The organism is Cellulomonas sp. ICMP 17802, from assembly GCF_041295535.1.
In the GTDB taxonomy this organism is placed as follows: Bacteria; Actinomycetota; Actinomycetes; order Actinomycetales; family Cellulomonadaceae; genus Cellulomonas.
The window spans coordinates 18368-37605 of the sequence record NZ_JBGFQZ010000027.1; the positions used below are offsets into that span (position 1 = coordinate 18368).

The 19238-nt window shown below is 75.0% G+C and carries 20 protein-coding genes; 6 read left to right on the forward strand and 14 right to left on the reverse strand.

The window, feature by feature from the left end:
* Positions 1 to 6 precede the first annotated feature (6 nt).
* Positions 7 to 1212: a DNA polymerase IV gene (gene dinB, locus AB5970_RS15775; RefSeq protein WP_370504896.1), complete on the reverse strand. Its 1206-nt coding sequence runs from the start codon at positions 1210 to 1212 to the stop codon at positions 7 to 9.
* A gap of 24 nt (positions 1213 to 1236) precedes the next feature.
* On the opposite strand from dinB, the gene AB5970_RS15780 reads away from it, so the two are divergent.
* On the forward strand, positions 1237 to 1617 hold the full coding sequence (locus tag AB5970_RS15780; RefSeq protein ID WP_370504897.1) for a VOC family protein: 381 nt from the start codon (positions 1237 to 1239) through the stop codon (positions 1615 to 1617).
* Positions 1618 to 1621: 4 nt separating this feature from the next.
* Here the strand turns inward: AB5970_RS15780 and AB5970_RS15785 are convergent, their stop codons facing one another.
* Positions 1622 to 4015, reverse strand: coding sequence for a lysylphosphatidylglycerol synthase domain-containing protein (locus AB5970_RS15785; protein WP_370504898.1), 2394 nt, complete (start codon positions 4013 to 4015; stop codon positions 1622 to 1624).
* A gap of 24 nt (positions 4016 to 4039) precedes the next feature.
* The gene (locus tag AB5970_RS15790) at positions 4040 to 4420 is read right to left on the reverse strand and encodes a YciI family protein (RefSeq protein ID WP_370504899.1); all 381 of its coding nucleotides are present in this window, start codon (positions 4418 to 4420) and stop codon (positions 4040 to 4042) included.
* A 116-nt stretch (positions 4421 to 4536) separates the two neighbouring features.
* Here AB5970_RS15790 and AB5970_RS15795 point away from each other — a divergent pair, with 116 nt between their 5' ends.
* On the forward strand, positions 4537 to 5940 hold the full coding sequence (locus AB5970_RS15795; RefSeq protein WP_370504900.1) for an amidohydrolase family protein: 1404 nt from the start codon (positions 4537 to 4539) through the stop codon (positions 5938 to 5940).
* Here AB5970_RS15795 and AB5970_RS15800 read toward each other — a convergent pair.
* The gene (locus AB5970_RS15800; protein ID WP_370504901.1) at positions 5937 to 6491 is read right to left on the reverse strand and encodes a nucleotidyltransferase family protein; all 555 of its coding nucleotides are present in this window, start codon (positions 6489 to 6491) and stop codon (positions 5937 to 5939) included. The genes AB5970_RS15795 and AB5970_RS15800 overlap by 4 nt on opposite strands.
* 44 nt (positions 6492 to 6535) lie before the next feature.
* Here AB5970_RS15800 and uraD point away from each other — a divergent pair, with 44 nt between their 5' ends.
* Both uraD and uraH read left to right on the forward strand, forming a co-directional pair.
* Complete coding sequence (gene uraD / locus AB5970_RS15805) at positions 6536 to 7003, forward strand: 2-oxo-4-hydroxy-4-carboxy-5-ureidoimidazoline decarboxylase (protein WP_370504902.1); 468 nt, start codon at positions 6536 to 6538, stop codon at positions 7001 to 7003.
* On the forward strand, positions 7000 to 7332 hold the full coding sequence (gene uraH / locus AB5970_RS15810) for a hydroxyisourate hydrolase (protein ID WP_370504903.1): 333 nt from the start codon (positions 7000 to 7002) through the stop codon (positions 7330 to 7332). The genes uraD and uraH overlap by 4 nt, the downstream gene beginning before the upstream one ends.
* Position 7333: 1 nt before the next feature.
* On the opposite strand, the gene AB5970_RS15815 is transcribed toward uraH, so the two are convergent.
* The 9 genes from AB5970_RS15815 to AB5970_RS15855 all read right to left on the reverse strand — a co-directional run bounded on the left by AB5970_RS15815 (position 7334) and on the right by AB5970_RS15855 (position 15749).
* Positions 7334 to 7807, reverse strand: a complete 474-nt coding sequence (locus tag AB5970_RS15815) for a nucleoside deaminase (RefSeq protein ID WP_370504904.1) — start codon at positions 7805 to 7807, stop codon at positions 7334 to 7336.
* A 34-nt stretch (positions 7808 to 7841) separates the two neighbouring features.
* Positions 7842 to 8738, reverse strand: a complete 897-nt coding sequence (gene pucL / locus AB5970_RS15820; protein WP_370504905.1) for a factor-independent urate hydroxylase — start codon at positions 8736 to 8738, stop codon at positions 7842 to 7844.
* Between the two features lie 17 nt (positions 8739 to 8755).
* Positions 8756 to 9439: a pyridoxine/pyridoxamine 5'-phosphate oxidase gene (locus AB5970_RS15825; RefSeq protein ID WP_370504906.1), complete on the reverse strand. Its 684-nt coding sequence runs from the start codon at positions 9437 to 9439 to the stop codon at positions 8756 to 8758.
* Between the two features lie 7 nt (positions 9440 to 9446).
* Positions 9447 to 10235: a creatininase family protein gene (locus tag AB5970_RS15830; RefSeq protein ID WP_370504907.1), complete on the reverse strand. Its 789-nt coding sequence runs from the start codon at positions 10233 to 10235 to the stop codon at positions 9447 to 9449.
* Positions 10232 to 11557 carry an FAD-binding oxidoreductase gene (locus AB5970_RS15835; RefSeq protein WP_370504908.1) on the reverse strand — a complete coding sequence of 442 codons (1326 nt, stop codon included), beginning with the start codon at positions 11555 to 11557 and terminating at the stop codon, positions 10232 to 10234. The genes AB5970_RS15830 and AB5970_RS15835 overlap by 4 nt, the downstream gene beginning before the upstream one ends.
* Before the next feature lie 65 nt (positions 11558 to 11622).
* Positions 11623 to 12798 carry an ABC transporter substrate-binding protein gene (locus AB5970_RS15840; RefSeq protein ID WP_370504909.1) on the reverse strand — a complete coding sequence of 392 codons (1176 nt, stop codon included), beginning with the start codon at positions 12796 to 12798 and terminating at the stop codon, positions 11623 to 11625.
* A gap of 73 nt (positions 12799 to 12871) precedes the next feature.
* Entirely contained in the window at positions 12872 to 13714 is an 843-nt protein-coding gene (locus tag AB5970_RS15845) for an ABC transporter permease (RefSeq protein ID WP_370504910.1), read from the reverse strand.
* Entirely contained in the window at positions 13714 to 14496 is a 783-nt protein-coding gene (locus AB5970_RS15850) for an ABC transporter ATP-binding protein (protein WP_370504911.1), read from the reverse strand. Before AB5970_RS15850 ends, AB5970_RS15845 begins: the two co-directional genes overlap by 1 nt.
* Before the next feature lie 2 nt (positions 14497 to 14498).
* On the reverse strand, positions 14499 to 15749 hold the full coding sequence (locus AB5970_RS15855; protein ID WP_370504912.1) for an amidohydrolase family protein: 1251 nt from the start codon (positions 15747 to 15749) through the stop codon (positions 14499 to 14501).
* A gap of 212 nt (positions 15750 to 15961) precedes the next feature.
* On the opposite strand from AB5970_RS15855, the gene AB5970_RS15860 reads away from it, so the two are divergent.
* On the forward strand, positions 15962 to 16900 hold the full coding sequence (locus AB5970_RS15860) for a PDR/VanB family oxidoreductase (protein WP_370504913.1): 939 nt from the start codon (positions 15962 to 15964) through the stop codon (positions 16898 to 16900).
* Between the two features lie 4 nt (positions 16901 to 16904).
* On the opposite strand, the gene AB5970_RS15865 is transcribed toward AB5970_RS15860, so the two are convergent.
* Complete coding sequence (locus AB5970_RS15865; protein WP_370504914.1) at positions 16905 to 18173, reverse strand: amidohydrolase family protein; 1269 nt, start codon at positions 18171 to 18173, stop codon at positions 16905 to 16907.
* 42 nt (positions 18174 to 18215) lie between these two features.
* On the opposite strand from AB5970_RS15865, the gene AB5970_RS15870 reads away from it, so the two are divergent.
* Positions 18216 to 19223 (forward strand): XdhC family protein, encoded by a 1008-nt coding sequence (locus AB5970_RS15870; RefSeq protein ID WP_370504915.1) that lies wholly within the window; start codon positions 18216 to 18218, stop codon positions 19221 to 19223.
* Positions 19224 to 19238 lie beyond the last annotated feature (15 nt).

A 19238-nucleotide genomic window follows, 5' to 3' on the forward strand; every position in this document is an offset into this window, starting at 1 on the left:
GCCCGGTCAGTCGGGCAGCAGCGGCACCGCGATGCCCTCGCCGCGCCGCAGCAGGCTGGCGCGCACCACCGCCTGGGTGCCGAACCGCCGCGCGACCGCGTCGACCGCGTGGTCCAGGCCGCCGCGGTCGGGGTGGTCGAGCGGCAGTGCGGGCTGCACGAACTCGGCGGACGCCAGCCCGGTCAGCGCCACCCCGACGAGGGTCATGCCGCGGGCGCGGATCAGGGGCCGGGCGGACTCGAGCAGGGCGACCGCGGCCGCGGCGATGTCCTCGCCCGAGTCGGTGGCCTGCGCGAACGACCGCGACCGCGTCGCCTTGGTGTAGTCCTCGAACCGCAGCCGCAGCACCACCGTCCGGGTGGTCCGGTGGGCCGTGCGCAGGCGGCGGCACACGCGGTCGACCAGCCCGAGCAGGGCCGCGCGCACCGCCTCGGGCTCGTGCGGCCCGTGCCCGAGCGCCCGCTGCGCCCCGATCGAGCCGCGGGACCGACCGACCACCACGGCCGCCGGCGTGCGCCCGTGCACCACCGCGTACAGGTGGCGCCCGGCGGCGGGCCCGAGCGTGCCGACGAGCACCGACGACGGCAGCGCCGCGACGTCCCCGGCGGTGACCAGCCCGTACGAGTGCAGCTTGCGCGCCGTCACCTCGCCCACGCCCCAGAGCTGCTCGAGCGGCAGGGGGTGCAGGAAGGCGTCCTCCGCGTCCGGCGGCACCAGGAGCAGGCCGTCCGGCTTGGCCACGCGCGACGCGACCTTGGCCAGGAACGGCGTGCGCGCGACCCCCACGGTGATGGGCAGCCCGACCTCGGCGCGCACCCGGGCGCGCAGGCGGGCGCCGATATCCACGGGCGGGACGTCGATGCGGTGCAGCCCCGCCACGTCGAGGAACGCCTCGTCGATGGACACGCCCTGGACCAGGGGGGTGGTCTGGTGGAAGAGCTCGAACACGGCCTTGCTCGCCTCGACGTAGGCGTCGAACCTCGGCCGGACGAACACCAGGTCCGGGCACAGCGCCCGCGCCTGCCGCCCGCCCATCGCGGTGCGGACCCCGCGGCGCTTGGCCTCGTACGAGCAGGCCAGGATCACGCCGCCGCCGACCGCGACGGGGCGGTCGCGCAGGCGCGGGTCGTCGCGCTGCTCGACCGAGGCGTAGAAGGCGTCGAGGTCGGCGTGCAGGATGGTGGCGGCGGACACGAACACATGTTCGATCACGGGTCTGACACTACGCTCGGGCGGGTGCACCGGATCATGCTTCGCGAGGTCATCATCGACGCCCCGGCGGACCGGTTCGACGCGGTCACCGCGTTCTGGTCGGGCGCCCTGGCGGCCACCCCGCACCCGGTCCCGGGCGAGCCGTTCGTCGGCCTGCGGGACGCCGCGGCCCTGCCGCACGTCGCCACCCAGGACATCGGGGACGACCCGGTACCGCGCTACCACCTGGACATCGAGACGGACGACCTCGAGGCCGAGATCGCCCGGCTCACCGCGCTCGGTGCGACCGTGCGGACGCGGTACGACGACTACGCCGTCCTGGCCGACCCCGCCGGGCTCCTCTTCTGCCTGCTGCCGCCGGTGTCGGAGGAGTTCGCGACGCGCTCGCGGACGGTCGCGGACTGAGCCGCTAGATCACGGCGCGCCGCGAGAGCACGCGGAACGAGACCAGCCCGGGGACGATCGGGAGCCAGAACGTCCCCAGGCGGTAGAGCAGCACCGCGGCCAGCGCAGGGCCGGAGGGCACGCCGATCCCGGTCAGGGACGCCAGCAGCACGGCCTCGACGATGCCCACGCCGCCCGGCGTCGGGGCGGCGGTCGCGATCGCGCCGGCGGTCAGGGACACGAGGGCGACGGCGACGAAGCTCGCGTCGTGCACCCCGACCGCGCGGACCGAGAAGTACAGCGCGGTCGCGAACCCCAGCGGCAGCAGCGCCACTCCCGCCAGCAGCGTGACCAGCTTGACGGGGCTGGAGACCACCACCCGCATGGCGTCGACCGACGACCGGACGGCCGGCACCACCCGGTCGCGCAGCAGCGCCCGGAGGCGAGGGACGGCGAGCGCCACGCCGGCAAGGACGAGCGCGCCCGCGACGATCGCGACGACGACCCCCGCCGGCGGCAGCTTGTCGACCTCCGCCGACAGCGCGCCCGTGGACCCCGCCAGGATGGCGAACGTGGCGAGGATCAGCAGGTGCACGACGAGCACCGCGCTCTCCTTGGCGGCGCTGGCCGAGACGGCGACGGGCGTCGGGAAGCCGCGCTTCTGCAGGTAGCGGATGTTCAGCCCGACCTGCCCGAGGCCCGGCGGCGAGAAGGTCGCGACGAACGACGAGGCGAGGGCCACGCTCGTCGCCTCGCCGACCGGGACGCGCCCGGGCGTGCCGCCGGCGAGCCCGAGCGCCGCGCCGAGGTAGGTCGCCGCGGACGCGAGCACCACCGCGATCACCCACCGGGGGTCCGCGCCCCCGATCGCCTGGACGGACCGCGGGAGGTCGGCGAGCTGCGGGGCCAGGAAGTAGACGGCGACCGCGAGGAACGCGGAGATCACGAGCGTGCGCGGCTTGAACCGGGCGACCTTCTCGAAGTCGGGCTCGCCCGCCCCGGTGACGCGCCGGACCTCCTCGACGAGCGGCGCGATCCCGCCCGCCGCCTTCACCGCGGCCCGCGTCGGGCCGGACAGGCTCGCCGGAGCCAGGCGCGGCAGCGCGACGGTGAGCGCGTCGTGGCCCAGGGCCGCGTCGGCGGCCGCGACCGCGCGCTGCGGGCCCACGAGGGGTGCCGTCGCGGCGAGGAGGGCGGCGACGTCCCAGGCCAGGACCTCGTCGCTGGCCGCCGGCTGGGCGTGGTCGAGGTCGGTGAACCAGACGCGCCCCTGGCCGTCGAGGCTCAGGCGCGTCAGGTCGAGCTCGCGGTGCGCGATGCGGACCGAGCGCAGCAGGCCGACCTGGGCCCAGGCGGACTGGAGCACGGCGTCGGTGAGCTCGTCCGGCCCCACGGTCGACAGCGGTCGGCCCGGGACCTCGTCCACCGCCAGCAGGGACTCGCCGCGGGGGGCCCGCGCGACGGCCCGGACGGCGGGGACGCGCACGCCGTGCGTCGCGGCGAGCAGGGCCGTCATCGCCTCGGTCGTGACGGCGCGGGCGGGCTCGGGCTCGACCTCGTCGTCGCCGACGTTCCGCCACCGCAGCCGCCGGTACGCCTGGTCCAGGCGCGCGGCGCTCCAGTCGTGCTCGCCGACCACCCGCACCGCGACCGGCCCCGTGCCCGCCCGGCCGCGGAACGTCCACCCGCCGTCGACCGGTTCGGGGTCGGCCTCCAGGTCCAGCCCCGCCTCGGCCAGGGTGCGCCGCGCGCCGGCGGGCGTCAGCTCGCCGACCGTTCTGCCGAACGCCAGCATGACGGCCGACCCCACGACGCCGCCCACGCCGATGGCCACGACCACGTCGAGCGGCGCCGAGGCCGAGGTGATCACGCGGAGCGCGACGAGGGCCCAGAGCAGCACCCACACCGCGCGCCGCCACGGCCGGCGCAGCGCCGGGCTGGTGACCACCGCGAGCGCGGTGCACCCGGCCAGCACGCCCGTAGGCGGCCACGAGACGCGCGTGAGCTCGAGGGCGTCACCGAGCTGGAGCGACGTCGTCGGGACCTGCGGGATCAGCTCGACCACCCGGAAGAGCAGCGGCCCGAGCGCGAGCGCGAGCGCACCCCGGCCCAGCAGCGCGAACCGCCGGGTGGCGGCCAGCACGAGCGGGGTGACGGTGAGCAGCAGGATGTACGTCACCTGGACGAGCACCAGGAAGACGTCGAACACCGCGCGGGGCACCCGGCCGATGCCGCGGTGCAGGTCCTGCGCGAAGCCCTGCATCGTCTCGGCCGCGACCGTCGCCAGGAGCACGCCCGCCACCAGGACGACCAGCCAGACGAAGGCCGCGCGGGCGTCGGCCACGCTGCGTCGGTGCCGGACGTCGACGTAGGTGGGCGGTGCCCCCACGGCGGCGTCGGGCGTGCTGGGGGCCCTCACCCGGCCGAGGCTAGCCTCCCGGGGTCACCCCCACACGTAGGCGGGGCGCAGCTCCGCGGGGCTGCCCGGACCGGCGAACTGCGCCGCCACCTGCTCGGCACGCTCCCGCGACGCGCAGTCGATGAGGAAGAACCCCGCCAGCTGCTCCTGCGTCTCGGCGAACGGACCCTCGCTGGCCAGCGAGCCGCCGCTGCGCCAGCGGTAGACGGTGGACTCCCGGGGGTCGGCCAGCGCCTCGGCCGTCACCAGCTCACCGGACTGCGACAGCTCGGTGAGCAGGGTGTCGAACTGGCGGTCCATCTCCGCCTGCTCGTCGGCGGGCACAGCGCGGCCCTCGGGCGTGAACCGCGAGGTCGGGTGGGCCCAGGGCTTGGGGTTGGCGTGGATGAGGATCACGTACTTCACGGCGGTTCTCCTTGGTCGTGGGTTGCTGTCGTCCCCATGACGCAGTCGACCACGCGAACTCGACACGCGACATCCCGGCAATCTCACCGACATCTGCGCCGGGGACCATGACGGCCATGCGCCTCCTCGTGCACGACGCCCTGCTGATCCCCGTCGCCGACACGGGACCGGACTGGTTCCTCGGCTGGTTCCTGGTGGGCGACGACGGCCGCATCGCCGCGATGGGGCCGGGCGCGCCCGAGGCGTCGCTGCTGGTCAGCGGCGTGCCGGTGCTCGACGCCGGCGGCGCGATGGTCGCGCCGGGGTTCGTGTCGGCGCACTCGCACCTGTTCACCTCGGGCATGCGCGGGATCTCGCCCGGGTCGACCCTCTACCCCTGGGTGCTGTCGATGGTCGAGGTCATGGACAAGTGCTCGCCCGACGACCTCTACTGGTCGACCCTGCACGGCGCCCTCGACTTCCTGGCCAACGGGGTGACCAGCGCGTACAACTTCACGCGCTCGCGCGTGACGTGGCGGTACGACCCGGTGACCGCCTCGCCGGCGCTCGGTCGCGTGGCACCCGTCGAGTTCGTGACGCGCCAGTTCGACGCCGTCGCCGACGCCGGGCTGCGCGTGGTCAATGCGGTCCGGCTGGACGACGAGGCCGGCCCCGAGCACGAGGTGCTCGGGGTGTTCGGCGACCTGGTGCGGGAGTCGGCGCTGCGCACGCCCGCCGACCAGCACCTCGGGGCGTCCGTCATGGGGGCCGTCCAGTGGGCGTCGGCGCCGCGGTCGGCCGCGCTCGAGGTGGCGGTGATGCGCGAGCACGGGATCACCAACCAGGCGCACTTCGTCGAGACCGCGCAGGGCATCGAGACGCAGCGGGAGAAGTTCGACTGGTACCGGTCCGCGGGTGCGCTGGGACCGGACTTCCTGTTCGGCCACTTCGTGCACCCGACCGACGTCATGGTCGACGTGGCGGCGTCCACCGGGTGCGGGGTGGTCTGGCAGGCGACGTCGAACGGGCGGCTCGGCTCCGGGTTCGCCGACGTGGTCCGGCTGCGCGACGCGGGGATCCGGGTGGGGCTCGGGCTGGACGACCAGTCGTGCACCGACATCTCCGACCCGTGGGGGAACATGCGGATCGGCCTCTACACCACGCGCGCGCTCCACACGGACGCTTCGGTGCTGATGCCGGCGGACGTGCTGCGGATGCACACCCTGGGCGCGGCCGAGGTGCTCGGGGTGCAGGACCGGATCGGGTCGCTCGAGGTGGGCAAGCTCGCCGACTTCGTCGTGGTCGACCACCGGTCGCCCGACACCGGGCCGGTGTGGGACGTGCCGGCGACGTACGTGATGGCGTGCGGGCTGCGGAACCTCGCGCAGGTCTACGTCGGCGGCGTGCTGGTGTCCGAGCACGGGCGGTCCACCTCGCCGCTCGCGTCGGCCGCGCCCGGGGAGCTGCGGTCGCGGATCACCGCGGCGGCCCAGCAGTGGGGGGTCGAGCTGCCGCTCGCGTCGCTCGAGGGAGCCTCCTAGGTGTCCCGGTCGAGCCCGTCGTGCAGGTCCCCGCACTCGACCTCGGTGACGCCGTGCGCCCGCAGGTAGGCGCGGGCGCCGCGGTCGCCGTCGAGCGTCTCCGCGAGCGGCGCCCAGTGGCTCAGCGCGACGAGGACCGGGTGCCCCGGGCGGCCGCCGTACACCGCCTGCCGCAGGGCGCCGTCGGCGGCGAGCAGGCGGTCGACCACGGCGACCGGGGTGCCGGGCAGGTCCACCAGCGTGATCAGGACCGCGTCGCCCGTGGCGTGGGCCAGCCCGGTGCGCAGCGACTCGCCGATGCCGTCCTCCCAGCGCTGCGCGACCACCGCCTCGACCCGGGCGTCGTCCGGCAGCAGCGCGCGCGCCTCGTCGGCACCCGCGCCCAGCACGACGACGACGCGCGCGCAGCCGCCGGCCAGCAGCAGCCGCACCGCCTCGGCCAGCCAGGGGCCGTCGGCGCCGACCGCCAGCGCCTTGGGGCTGCCTCGCCGCCGGCCCGCGCCGGCCGCGAGGACGATCCCGCACAGGGTGCTGCGGTCGGTGGTGGGCACGCCTGTACGGTGCCATCGCAGGGCTGCGCAGGGAAGGAGACACGATGATCGTCGAGAGCGCCGAGACCCGGTCGCGCCTGGCCACCGCGCTGCACGTGGCGAGGTGGGTCGACGAGGTCGCCGCGGGCTGCCCGTACCCGTCGGTCGACTCGCTGGTCGCCGTCGCGGACCTGGCCGCCCGCCGGCTGAGCCCCGCGGAGGTGGACGAGGCGCTGTCCACCCACCCGCGGATCGGCGAGCAGGCCGGCGGCCTGAGCCGGTCCGAGCAGGCCGCGTCCGCCACGGACGACCCCGCGCTCGTCGAGGCCATGGCCGCGGGCAACCGGGCCTACGAGGAGCGGTTCGGTCGCATCTTCCTCGTCCGGGCCGCCGGTCGCAGCCGCCCCGAGATCCTCGACGAGCTCCGCCGCCGGCTCACCCTGTCCGACGAGGCGGAGGTCGCCGAGGTGGCCGACCAGCTCCGCCAGATCGCGCTCCTGCGCCTGCGCACCCTGTTCGAGGAGGCCTCATGAGCCAGCTGACCACGCACGTGCTCGACACCGCGCTCGGACGCCCCGCGGTCGGGGTGCCGGTCGCGCTGGACTCCTGGGTCGCCGACGCGTGGGTGCCGGTCGGGTCCGGGGTGACCGACGCCGACGGCCGGGCGCGCTCCCTCGCGCCTGACGCGGTGGCCCCGGGCCGGTACCGGTTCACGTTCGACACCGCCGCATACTTCGCCGCGACCGGGCAGGCGGCCTTCCACCCCGAGGTCGCGGTCGTGTTCGATGTCGTGGACGACAGCCACTACCACGTGCCGCTGCTGCTGAGCCCGTTCGCGTACTCGACGTACCGGGGCAGCTGAGTCAGTACTCGATCCTGGTCGGGCGGGCCAGCCAGGCCTCGATCGGGTCCGAGGCCGTCGGCACCCGGTGGGCCAGGACGGGCATCGGCCAGGTGTCGCGGTCGGCGGCGAAGAGCTCGTAGAACGCGCGGTCGTCGAAGCCCGCGCGGGCCGCGTCGTGCCGGTCGGCGGCGAACACGACCCGGTCGGCCCGCGACCACAGGCACGCGGCCAGGCACAGCGGGCACGGCTCGCACGAGCTGTAGACCGTGGCGCCCTCGAGCGAGAAGCTCTCGATGGTGCGGCAGGCCGCGCGGATCGCCTGGACCTCGGCGTGGGCGGTGGGGTCGTTGTCGCGGGTGACCCGGTTCTGGCCGACGCCGATCACCACGCCTGCGCGCACCACGACCGCCCCGAACGGGCCTCCGCCGTCGGCCACGTTGGCGGTCGCCAGCGCGACGGCCTGGGACAGCCAGCTCTCGTCGTCGGGCGTCACGGGTGGCCTCCGGGGGTGCGCAGGGTGGCGGTCATCAGGGTGCCCCGACCGACCGGGTCCAGGCCGCGTCGGCAGCCGGCGCCCCCTCGCGGACGACGACCGCCTCGATCAGGCCGTACGGGCGGTCCGCGGCGAAGAAGACCTCGCCGGGGTTCTCCAGGCCGAAGGGGCGCAGGTCGGCGAGGAAGTGGTGCTTGTTCGGCGCGGCGAACCGGACCTCGACCACCTCGGGGATCGCGTCGACCACCGCGACGCCCATGTGCCAGAGCGTCTGCTGCAGGGCGAGCGAGTGCCGGGTGGCGAACGTGGAGAGCAGGGCGGCCCGGGCGGCGGCGTAGGTGGCGTCGTAGTCGAGGTCGGCGTCGGGCGCGTACCGCCACTGCGCGACCAGGGACGTCGCGAGGATGCGGTCGTCGGCCTCGGAGAGGGTCGTGAACTCGTCCCGCAGGAAGCCACGGAACTCCGAGCCGGTCGACTTGAGCACCGTGAGGTCCTTCAGGCCCGCGATGACCGTGGTCCCGGTGTCGTCGACCGTCACCGACGCGGTCCGCACCTCCTGGCCGCTGCGCACCCAGGTGTGGTCGTGCTCCACGCCGTCGACCTCGACCCGGACCCACGCGTACTCCTGCACGTCCACGCGGGCGCCCGAGACGGGGGCGACGTCGTCGACGAAGTGCCGGGCCAGCAGGGTGGCGAAGTGCTCGGGCGAGGCGACCCCGTGCCGCTTCGCGTAGGCGAAGGCCATGTTCTTCTGGGTGTCCGTGGGCAGCACCGCGGACTGGTCGCCCTCGAGGTAGGCCTCGGCGAAGTTGCCGCGCAGCGCCGTCGAGACGTTGAGGTCGCGGATCTCGTGGCGCGGGGTGTCCCGCACCACGCGCACGACGCGCGTCTCGGCCTTGCCGTACTGGTGGGACTGCAGACGGGCCGTCATGGGCGGGGTTCGTCCTCTCATCCGGGCAGCTCGGTGACGGTCCACGCGCCGTCGACGAGCCGGTACTCGCGGCGGTGGCTGACGGACGCGGGGTCGCCCGTCCAGAACGTGAGGCTCGTCGGCCGGACGAGGAAGCCCACCCACGACTCGGGCGGCTCGAGCACCGGGTGCTCGGCGGCGAACGCGTCCCAGGCGGCGCGCCGCTCCTCGGGCGGCAGCGCGGCGACCTCCGGGGTGTTCACCCAGGCCAGCTGCTGCAGGTAGCGCGACCGGAGCGCGTAGGCGCGGTCCGTCTCGGTGCGGTCGGCGGGCTCGGCCAGGCCGCGCACCACCAGCTGGCGCAGGGGGTCGTCCCAGCGCGCCACGACCGCGACCGCGGGGTGGGCGGTCAGCTGGGCGACCTTGCGGGACGCGGCGTCCGTGTGGACGTAGAGGCCGGACCGGTCGTGCTCGCTGAGCAGAACGGTCCGGGCGTCGGGCTCGCCGGACGAGTCCACCGTCGCCAGGGTGACGGCCGGCCGGTCGGGGTCGTCGTTGGCCGGCAACCACTCCCGCAGGAGCGCGAGCGCCTCGTCGGGCACCTCGGGCGGGTCGGCCGCGTCGACGGGCACGGCCGCGGGGATGGGGTCCCACACGGGGTGCTCGGGGGGAGCGTCGTCGGGGGCGACCGGCGGTGACCACGGCTCGGGGGAGAGCGTCATCGGCACATCATGCGCCCGGACCGGCGTGCGTGAACGCCGCGATCTCGGTCAGCACGTCCACGGCGCGGCGGACCGACGCGTCGAACAGCACCGCACCGGCGTCCGCGGTGGCGCCCGTGGGGTCGCCGATCACCCCGTCGGGCCCGAAGTCGTCGCTCAGCCAGCCGAACTGCGCCGTGGTCCCGTTGAAGCCGAGGTGGGTCAGCGCGCCGATGTGCTCGGGGACGCTGCGCCGGGCCTGCGCGAGGTCCACCAGGTCGGGGCGCAGGTGCAGCACCAGCGACGTCTCGCCGTAGCCGGCGTGGATGCCGAGGCCGTGCTCGTCGGGCTCGTGCTCCCCGCCCGCGCCCGCGACCTGCACGCCCGCGGGCATCGAGAACGTCAGCAGCCCGTGCAGCCGCCGGATCTCGCGCAGCGCCACGCCGAGCACCGCGGTGTTGCCGCCGTGGCCGTTGAGGAACACCAGCCGCCGCGCCGGGGTCGCCGCCACGGACCGCCCGATGTCGACGAGCGTCGACATGAGCGTGTCCCACGAGACCCAGACGGTGCCCGACGCCCACGAGTGCTCGTCGGACTTGGTGTACGTGAGGGTGGGCAGCTGCCAGACGTCGAGCCCGGCCTCCGCGGCCCGCTGCACGGCGGCCGTGGCGACGCTCTCCGCGATCAGCGCGTCGGTGATCAGGGGGAGGTGCGGCCCGTGGTGCTCCATCGCGCCGGTGGGGACCACCAGAACGGAGTCGGGGCCCAGCACGGTGCGGGTGGCCGGTCCGGAGAGCTCGGCCAGCAGGCGGGTCATCGGATGGCTCCCTTGCGCGGGCCGGCGTAGCCGGGGTTGAGCTTGCCGGGGTTGAGCAGGCCGTGCGGGTCGGTGTCCCGGGCCAGCGCCAGCGTGCGCTCGACCTCGAAGTCGACGTTCCACTGGTGCGGGTTGTGCACGCCGACGCCGAGCCGTCCGAGCGCGAGGATGACCTCGTCGAGCCGCTCGGGCCCCTCGTACACGCCCGCGAGCATGCCGATGGGCACGGTGTGGCCGGCCTCGAGGTGCAGCAGGCCGCCGGGGATCGTCGCCTGCACCTCGTCGAGCCGGTCGACCAGCGCGTCGCCGCCGACCTCGAGGTGCACGTACGTGCCGGGCTCCGCCTTCTGCAGCCACTCGATCGGGTGGTTGTAGGACAGGACGGAGAGCTTGAGGGAGGCCTGCGGCCCGTCGCGCAGGTCCTCGACCCGGCCGCCCGCGGCGATGACCAGGGCGGTCGCGGCGTCGACGGCGGCGGGGTCGAGGATGGCGCGCAGGCTCGCGCGGCCCTCGGGGATCGCGGGGTCGGGCGGCAGCGCCGCGGCGACGTCCGGGTGGTCGGCGGACACCAGACGGGGGGCCGGGTCGAGGCGGCCGAGCTCGCGCAGCACCCGGAAGGCGTCGTGCTGCTCGGCGAAGCTGGCGTAGAACCCGCGCCAGTCCCGCAGCGGGTCGAGCCGCACCGTGGCGCGCGCGAGGATCCCGGCGGTGCCGTAGTTGTGCACGTAGGCCTGCGCCTCCTCGCCCTCGACGTGCACGAGCACGGGGTCGCCGGTCGCGTGCACGACGTCGAGCGCGACGACGAAGCCCTGGTGGTTGGCGCCGTGCACGATGGTCCCCGTACCGCCCGAGCCCCCGGACAGGAAGCCGCCGACGGTCGACTGCGCGGTCGACGGGTACATCCACAGCTCCTGGCCGGTCTCGCGCGCGGCCGCCTCGAGGGCGACCATCGTCGCGCCCGCCTCGGCGGTCACCCAGCCGTCGCCCACCTCGACGACCGCCCGGGCGCGCGTCAGGTCCAGCACCAGGCCGCCCGGCATGGGGATGGCCTGGCCGTAGTTGCCGGTGCCCTTGCCGCGGGGCGTCACGGGCACGCGGTGCCGCACCGCCGCGGCGACGCAGGCCGCCACCTGCTCGGCGCTCGTCGGGAACGCCACGACGTCCGCCAGCCCGAGCGGCAGCAGCTCGAGGATCAGCGGCGACATCGTGGCGCCGTCCACGCTGACGCGCTCGCGGACGCGCGGGTCGGTGGTCACGCCGGCCTCGCCGAGCAGGGCGCGCAGCTCGTCGGTCAGCGCCTCGACGGCCGTCGTCGTCTCCATGGAAGTCCCTCCAGCGTGCGGGAGGGTGGCGGGCGGAGCGTCGGCCCCCCCCCCCACCCCGGTGGTCAGAAGCCGATCGACTCGTCGAGGAACTCGTTGGTGAACAGGTCCTTCGCCGTCAGCCCGGCCTTCGGCGGGGCGCCCGCGTCGGTGTAGATGGGGCCGGCGATGTCGATGATCTTCTGGATCCGCGCCTCGTCCATGTCGCCGACGAAGTCGTTGTCACCGTTGGACGCGATGTCGAGCTTCTTCATCTGCTCGACCGCGAAGTCCGCGACGCCCTCGGAGTAGACCCAGCCGTTGTTGTACTGGTCGACCAGGTCGAGGATCAGCGCGTTCGTCGTGCTCGGGTCGGAGATGTAGTCGACGTCCGCCTGCTGCATCACGGGGACGAGCTTCTCGAGGCACGGGGTGAGGTCCGTGAGGTCGCCGCTGCGCACCGACATGGCCTCGGGGTAGAACGGGAACCCGGCGTCGTAGATCGTCTCGAGCTTGACGGGCTTGCCCCAGGCCGTGACCTCGTTCTCGTAGATGTACGGCTCGGCGGTGGCGAAACCCTGCTGCGCGTCCTTGCCCTGCGCCGCGACGAAGTTCGCCGGCGTGCCGTCGTAGCTGCCGTCGGTCACGGACGCGTCGAGCGTGCCGGAGCCGAGCAGGTAGCTCATGTATGCGGCGCCGTTGAAGTACCGGATCACGCCGCCCGAGTCCTTCAGCGCGGTGCCGAGGCTCTTGATGTCGGTGACGTCGGGGTACGTCGCCGGGTCCCACATGACCATCATCGGCGACTTGTCGTTCTCGGCGAACACGGCCGTCGTCGGGAACTTGTCCGACAGCTGCACGGCCTCGTCGGTGGAGACGTAGCCCAGCGTGATCGACGTGTCCTGGTACATCTGCGCGGACGCCTGAGTGAAGCCGATCGCGGGGCCGCCGGCCCGGACCTCGATCTTCACGCCGGTCGGCTTGCCGCCCGCCACGAGGTCGCCGGTCACCGACTTCTGGTTCGCGTCGACGGTGTAGCCCGGGCCGACCAGCTCGTACAGGTGGCCGTGGTCGGCCTCGGGGTTCCAGTCGGTCTGCACGACGACCGTGGCGGGGCAGACGTCGGACAGGTCGACGCCGCCCGCGGCCGCGGTGGCCGCGGTGGTCTCGGCGTCGCCGGCGCCGCCGGCACAGGAGGCCAGGGCGGCCGTGGTGAGCAGGAGGCCGACGGCCGCGGCGGTCGTGCGGGGAGCAGTGCGCATGGGGGCTCTTTTCAGGGGAGGGGCGGGGAGGGTGCAGCGACGGCAGCGGGAGGGGGTGGGCCGCGGCCGGGGATCAGGTGAAGTCGTACCAACGGCCCACGACGAGCCGTCCGAGCCAGCCGAAGACCACGAAGACGGCCACGCCGAGCAGGGAGGCGACGAGGATCGCGGCGTACAGCTGCGGGCCTTGCAGCCGCGAGGCGTAGACCTGGATGAGGACGCCGAGGCCCGGGTTGCCGCGCTGGAAGAACTGGTCGCCGACGACCGCGCCGACCACCGCGAGCCCGGCCGAGGTGCGCAGGCCGACGAAGATCGAGGGCAGCGCGGCGGGGAACTGGAGCTTGCGCAGCATGGTCACGCGGCTGACGCCCTGCAGCTGGAACAGCTCGCGCTGCTGCTTGGCCACCGACTGCAGGCCGAACAGGGTCATGGAGACCATGGGGAACAGGGCGATGAGGATGGTGACGATGACGCGCGCCTGGAAGTTGTAGCCGAACAGGATCCCGATGAGCGGCACGAGCGCGAGGATCGGGATGCACTGCAGCACCACGGCGTACGGGAACAGGGACCGCTCGACCCACGCGGCCTGCGACATGATCACCGCCCAGGCCGTGCCCAGCACGATGGCGAAGGCCAGACCCGTCATGGCGACCTCGGTGCTGTGCAGCAGCGCCGTGCCCAGCGTCTGCAGCTCCTCGGGGTCTGTGAGGACCGCCAGCACCTGGTGCGGGTACGGCACGAAGTACGGCAGGCCGCGTGAGGCGTAGTAGGCGGCGAGCGCGTACCAGAGGCCGATGAAGCCGATGAACACGACGACCGGGCCCACCCACGTGATGACCGGGCGCCGGCGGCGACGGGCCGCCTGCACGGGTCGCCGGGTGGTCGCGGTGACGTCCTCGAGCGTGGTGGTGGCCATCAGCTGTGCGCCTCCTTGAGGGCGTGCGAGACCTCGCCGACGACGGCGGCGAACTCGGGGGAGAACCGGATGTCGGGGTCCCGGGGCATCGGGAACGGGACGTCGAAGGTGCCGACGAGCCGGCCGGGCCGGCCCGACATGACGACGACCTTGGTCGACAGGTAGACGGCCTCGGCGACCGAGTGCGTGATGAACAGCCCGGCGAAGTGCTGCTCGGTGAAGAGCTTGAGCAGCTCGTCGTTGAGGCGGCTGCGCGTGATCTCGTCGAGCGCGCCGAACGGCTCGTCGAAGAGGAACAGCTCGGGGTCGAGGGTGAACGACCGGGCGAGCGAGGCGCGCATCTTCATGCCGCCCGACAGCTGCTTGGGCAGGTGCTTCTCGAAGCCCGCGAGCCCGACCAGCCGGATGGCGGTCGCCGCGGCCTCCCGCCGGGCCTTGACGCCGCGGCCCTTGAGCTCGGCGAGCAGCTCGACGTTCCCCTGCACGTCGCGCCAGGGGAGCAGCGTCGCATCCTGGAACACGTACCCGATGTGGTCCGTGGCCAGCTCCACGACGCCCGCGCTGGCCGTCTCCAGGCCCGAGGCGATGCGCAGCAGCGTGGACTTGCCGCACCCCGAGGGGCCGACGACCGAGACGAACTCGCCCCGGCTGACGGTCAGGTCGACGCCCGAGAGCGCGGTGGTCCCGTCGGGGAACGTCATCGCCACGTCGTGGAACCCCAGCAGGGGTCCGGCGCGGTGCGCCGGCGCCGACGGGGTGCTGGTGGGTGTCGTGAGGGACACGGTCACCTCGCTTCGGGGTAGGAGGGGGCCAGGAGTGCCGGGGCGGCGACCTGGGTGTGCGTCTCGCTGAGGGCGACGAGCCGTCCGCGGTGCAGGACGTACCGGTCGGCGGTGGCGGTCGCGACGACGCCGACCAGGTCGTCGCCGCGGACCGCGAGCAGCTCGGCGCGCGCACCGACCTCGACGCCGGCCGCGGGCAGGCCCATGACGTCCCGCGCGCCGGTGCTGACCGCGGCGTACGCCTCGTCGACCGACAGGTGGCCCGCGACGACCAGGAGCATCGCCGTCTCGAGCGCGTCCGAGCGGCCCAGCGGGTTGAACGGGTCGCGCACGTTGTCGGCGCCGGCGGCGAACCGCACGCCCGCGTCGACCAGCGCGCGCACCGCGGTCAGGCCGCGCGGGGTGGCGACGTCGGACTCCCAGCCCTGCAGGTACAGGTTGGTGATCGGGTTGGCGATGATCCCGACGTCGGCCGCGAGGACGTCCGCGATCACCTGGTCGCGGCGCGGCCCGTCGAGGGTGCCCAGGCGCACGCAGTGCCCGGCGCTGACCGGCACCTCCCAGTCGAGGACCGCGCGGGCCAGGACGTCGAGCGTGACGTCGCAGTCGAGGCTCTCGTCGGTGTGCACGTCGACGCCCACGCCGTGCCGGCGCGCGACGGCCAGCAGCCGGTGCAGCTCGGCGACGGGGTCGGGCGCCAGGTGCGGTGCGCCACCCACCAGCTCGACCCCGGCGGCCAGCGCGGCCTCCATGTCCTCGACGGGCGTCAGGTACCCGCCGAGCGTGACCAGCTCCAGGTCGAGCAGCCCGCGCAGCTCGTCGCGGACCTGGACCAGCGCGCGGACGCCGCGCAGCGGGTCGTCGCCGTGCAGCAGGTCGACGTGGCTGCGGATCGCAGTGGTGCCGTGGGCCAGCATGGTGAGGGCCTGCGTGCGGGCGCGGGTCGCGATGTCGTCGACCGTCATGCGCGCGGAGTGCGCGTGCCACGAGTCGATCGCCAGGCGCAGGTCGCCCATCGGCGGCCGGATCGCGTCCCAGGAGAGGGCCTTGTCCAGGTGCGCGTGGGGTTCGGCCGGCGCCGGCAGCAGCAGGAAGCCGTCCAGCTCGAGCGTGGTGTCGGGGTCGCCCGCGGCCAGCGTCCCCGCCGGGACCACCTCCGCGACGACCGGCCCCGCGAGCCGCACGTCGACCGTCCGGCCGTCGGCCAGGCGCGCGTGCGTGAGCCGCTCGATGATGCGGGGCAGAGCCGACATCGCGTCCCTCCGGCCGGAGCGCGCGACTCACCCGGGGCGGGTGCGCCGTCGCGGGTGTGCAGCGTTCGACGCTGCTCTGCGCACGCTAAGCAGGCCGAGTTACCGACGTGTAACCGCAGCACTCCATCTAGGTCACGGGCCGCCGCTCCCCGTTAACACGAGGCTCGTACCCTGACGCTCCGCCGGTCTCGACCGACAACACAGGAGTGCCCGTGAGCGTGTTCAGCGACATCCAGCGGCCCGTGGTGGTGCGGGCGCGCACCGAGATCGCCGACGGGATCGTCGCGCTCGACCTGGTGCCCGCCAACGGCCGGCCGCTGCCGCCGTGGACCCCCGGCTCGCACATCGACCTGCTGCTCGGCGACGGCCTCGAGCGCCAGTACTCGCTGTGCGGGGACCCCGCGGACCGCGGGACGTACCGCGTGGCGGTGCTGCGGGAGCCCGACGGGCGGGGCGGCTCGGTCGCCGCGCACGGCTTCGCGGTGGGCGACGCCCTGCGGCTGCGCGGACCGCGCAACCACTACACGTTCTCGCCCGACGGCCCGACGGTGTTCGTCGCGGGCGGCATCGGGATCACGCCGATCCTGTCGATGCTCGCCGCGGCCGGCACGGCCGGCGCCGACTGGACCCTGCACTACGCGGGGCGCTCGCGGTCCACGATGGCGTTCGTCGACGACCTGGCTGCCGACCCCCGCGTGCACGTCTACGCGGCCGACGAGGGTCGCCGGCTCGACGTCTCCGCGCTCGCGGTGGGCCCCGCGGGGCAGGTGGTCTGCTGCGGGCCGCGCCGGCTGCTGGAGGCGACGGAGGCCGCCGTCGATGCCGTGCCGGGCTGGTCGGTGCACGCCGAGCGGTTCGAGGCGCGCGAGTTCGGGCCGCCCGTGTGGAGCGAGCCGTTCGACGTCGAGCTCGCCCTGTCCGGCACCACGCTGACCGTGCCGCCGGGGCGCAGCGTCCTCGAGGTGGTCGAGGACAGCGGCGCCGTCGTCGTCTCCTCGTGCCGGGTGGGCACGTGCGGCAGCTGCGAGACCCCCGTGCTCGAGGGGGCGGTCGAGCACCGCGACTCGGTGATCGGGCCCGGCGGCAGCGGGACGACCATGATGATCTGCGTCTCGCGCGCCGCCGGCCCGGGCCTGGTGCTCGAGCTGTGAGCCCTCAGCGGCCGACGCGGCGGCGCAGGTCTGCGACGACGTCGGCCTCGTCGGCGGTCTGCAGCACGAAGTCCCGCACCACGACGCGCCCGCCGACGACCACATGTCGCGGCCGGCGGCCCGGGGCGGCCCAGAGCAGTCCGGCGACGGGGTCGGCGACGCCCGCGTCCGCCACGCCGGACACGTCCCACACGCACAGGTCCGCGGCCGCGCCGGGGCGCAGGTGACCGAGCTCCGGGCGGCCCAGTCCCGCCGCCGACCCGGCCGTGGCCAGGCCCAGCACCTCGCGCGCGGACAGGGGACGGCCGACCAGCGGCGCCACCTGCATCGCGAGCCGCGCGTCGGCCAGCAGGTGGCCCGCGTCGTTGCTCCCACCGCCGCTGGTGCCCAGCCCGACGGGCACGCCCGCGTCGAGCAGCGCCGCCACGGGCGCGACGCCCCAGCCCATCGGCAGGTCGCAGCCGGGGGCGTGCGTCGCCGTCGCGCCGCTCGCCGCGATCCGCGCCAGCTCGTCGGCGGTGATCCCGCACAGGTGCGCCAGCGTGACGTCCGGTGCCAGCCAGCCCCACTCGTCGAGCAGGTCGAGCGGTCGGCGGCCGTAGCGCCCCTGGGCGGCGACCACGTCGACCTGCTCGTTCGCCTGCGTGCGGCGGCGCAGGCCGTGCCGGTCCGCCACCTCGCCCAGCAGCCGGAACGTCTCCGGACCATCGCTGTGCACGCCGGCCGGGCCCACCGCGAGCTGCAGCATCGGGCTCTGCGGCAGGGCGCCGACGATCGCCTCCGCGGACAGGGCCGCGCGCTCCGGGTCGTCCCGCGCGCTGCCCCGGACCAGGACGAGCCGCGCCCCGAGGCGCTCGGCGGCGGCCGCCGTCCCGCGCGCGACGTCGACCGACGCGGCCGGGTCGTCGGGCCAGGTCAGGTGGTGGTCCGCGACCGTGGTCACGCCGCTGAGCAGGGCCTCCGCCAGGCCGGCGGCGGCGGCCACGGAGCTCAGGCCGCCGTCCACCCCGGCCGCGGCGTAGGCCGCGGCCATCGTCGGCAGCCAGTCGGACATCGGCACGCCCCGGGTCCCCGGCAGCGTGCGGAAGGCGGTCTGCAGCAGGTGGTGGTGGGCGTTGACCAGGCCCGGCGTCACCACGCAGCCGTCGACGTCCAGCCGCTCCGCGCCGGGCGCGGGCTCCGGCGTGACGACGCCGGCGGTCACGTGCACGTCCCCGGTGCGCTCGGTCGCCGCATCGACGACGACGACCCGGGCGCCCGTGAGTGTCAGCATGGGGTCTTGGTAGCACCGTCGTGTGTCGGGGAGGTGACCTGAGTGCTCGAGCTCGCGGAGCGGTTGCTGGCCCGGCTGACCGACGGGCACCGGGTGGCCGTCGCCACGGTCGTCTCGATGACCGGCAGCGGACCCACGGTGGTGGGCACCTCCATGGCGGTCGACGACACCGGTGCGGTCATCGGGAGCGTCGCCGGCGGGTGCGTCGAGGGCGCGCTGTACGAGCTGTGCACCTCGGTCCTCGCGGGGGCCGCGCCCGGCGTGCAGGAGTACGGGGTCACCGACGAGGACGCGTTCGCCGTGGGCCTGACCTGCGGCGGCGTGCTCCGGGTGCACGCGCGCGAGCTCGGTCCGGCCGACGTGCCGCCGCTGGCGGCCGCCGCGCGCGGGCAGGACGCGGTCGTGGTGACGCCGCTGGGCGGGAGGCTGCCCGAGGGCTTCGCGCCCGATGTCGACCGCTCGGGCCTGCTCCGCGCGGCCGGGCCCGACGGCGGCGTCGAGGTCTTCGTCGAGGTGGCCGCCGCGCCGCCCCGGATGCTGGTCTACGGGGCGCTCGAGTTCTCGTCCGCGCTGGCAGCCGCCGCGCGCGCCGTCGGGTACCGGGTCACCGTGTGCGACGCCAGGGCCGTGCTGGCCACACCGCGCCGGCACCCGGGGGCCGACGAGGTGCTCGTCGACTGGCCGGTCCGCCACCTCGGGCAGCAGGTGCTCGGCGCGCGCGACGTCGTGTGCGTGATGGCGCACGACGACCGGTTCGACGCCGACCTCGTGCTGGCCGCCCTGCGCTCCGGTGCCGGGTACGTGGGGGCCATGGGCTCGCGCCGGACCCAGGACCGCCGGTCCGCCGCGCTGGTGACGCGGGGGGCCACCTCCGACGAGCTCGCCCGCCTGCACGCGCCGATCGGCCTGGACGTCGGCGCCTCCACCCCGGCCGAGACCGCGATCTCGGTGCTGGCGGAGGTGCTGGCGTCACGCGCCGGCGCGACGGGCCGCCCCCTCACGGACCTGGCAGGCCCGATCCACCGCCCCACGGCCCACCCGCTGCCCTGACGGGGCAGCCCCGAC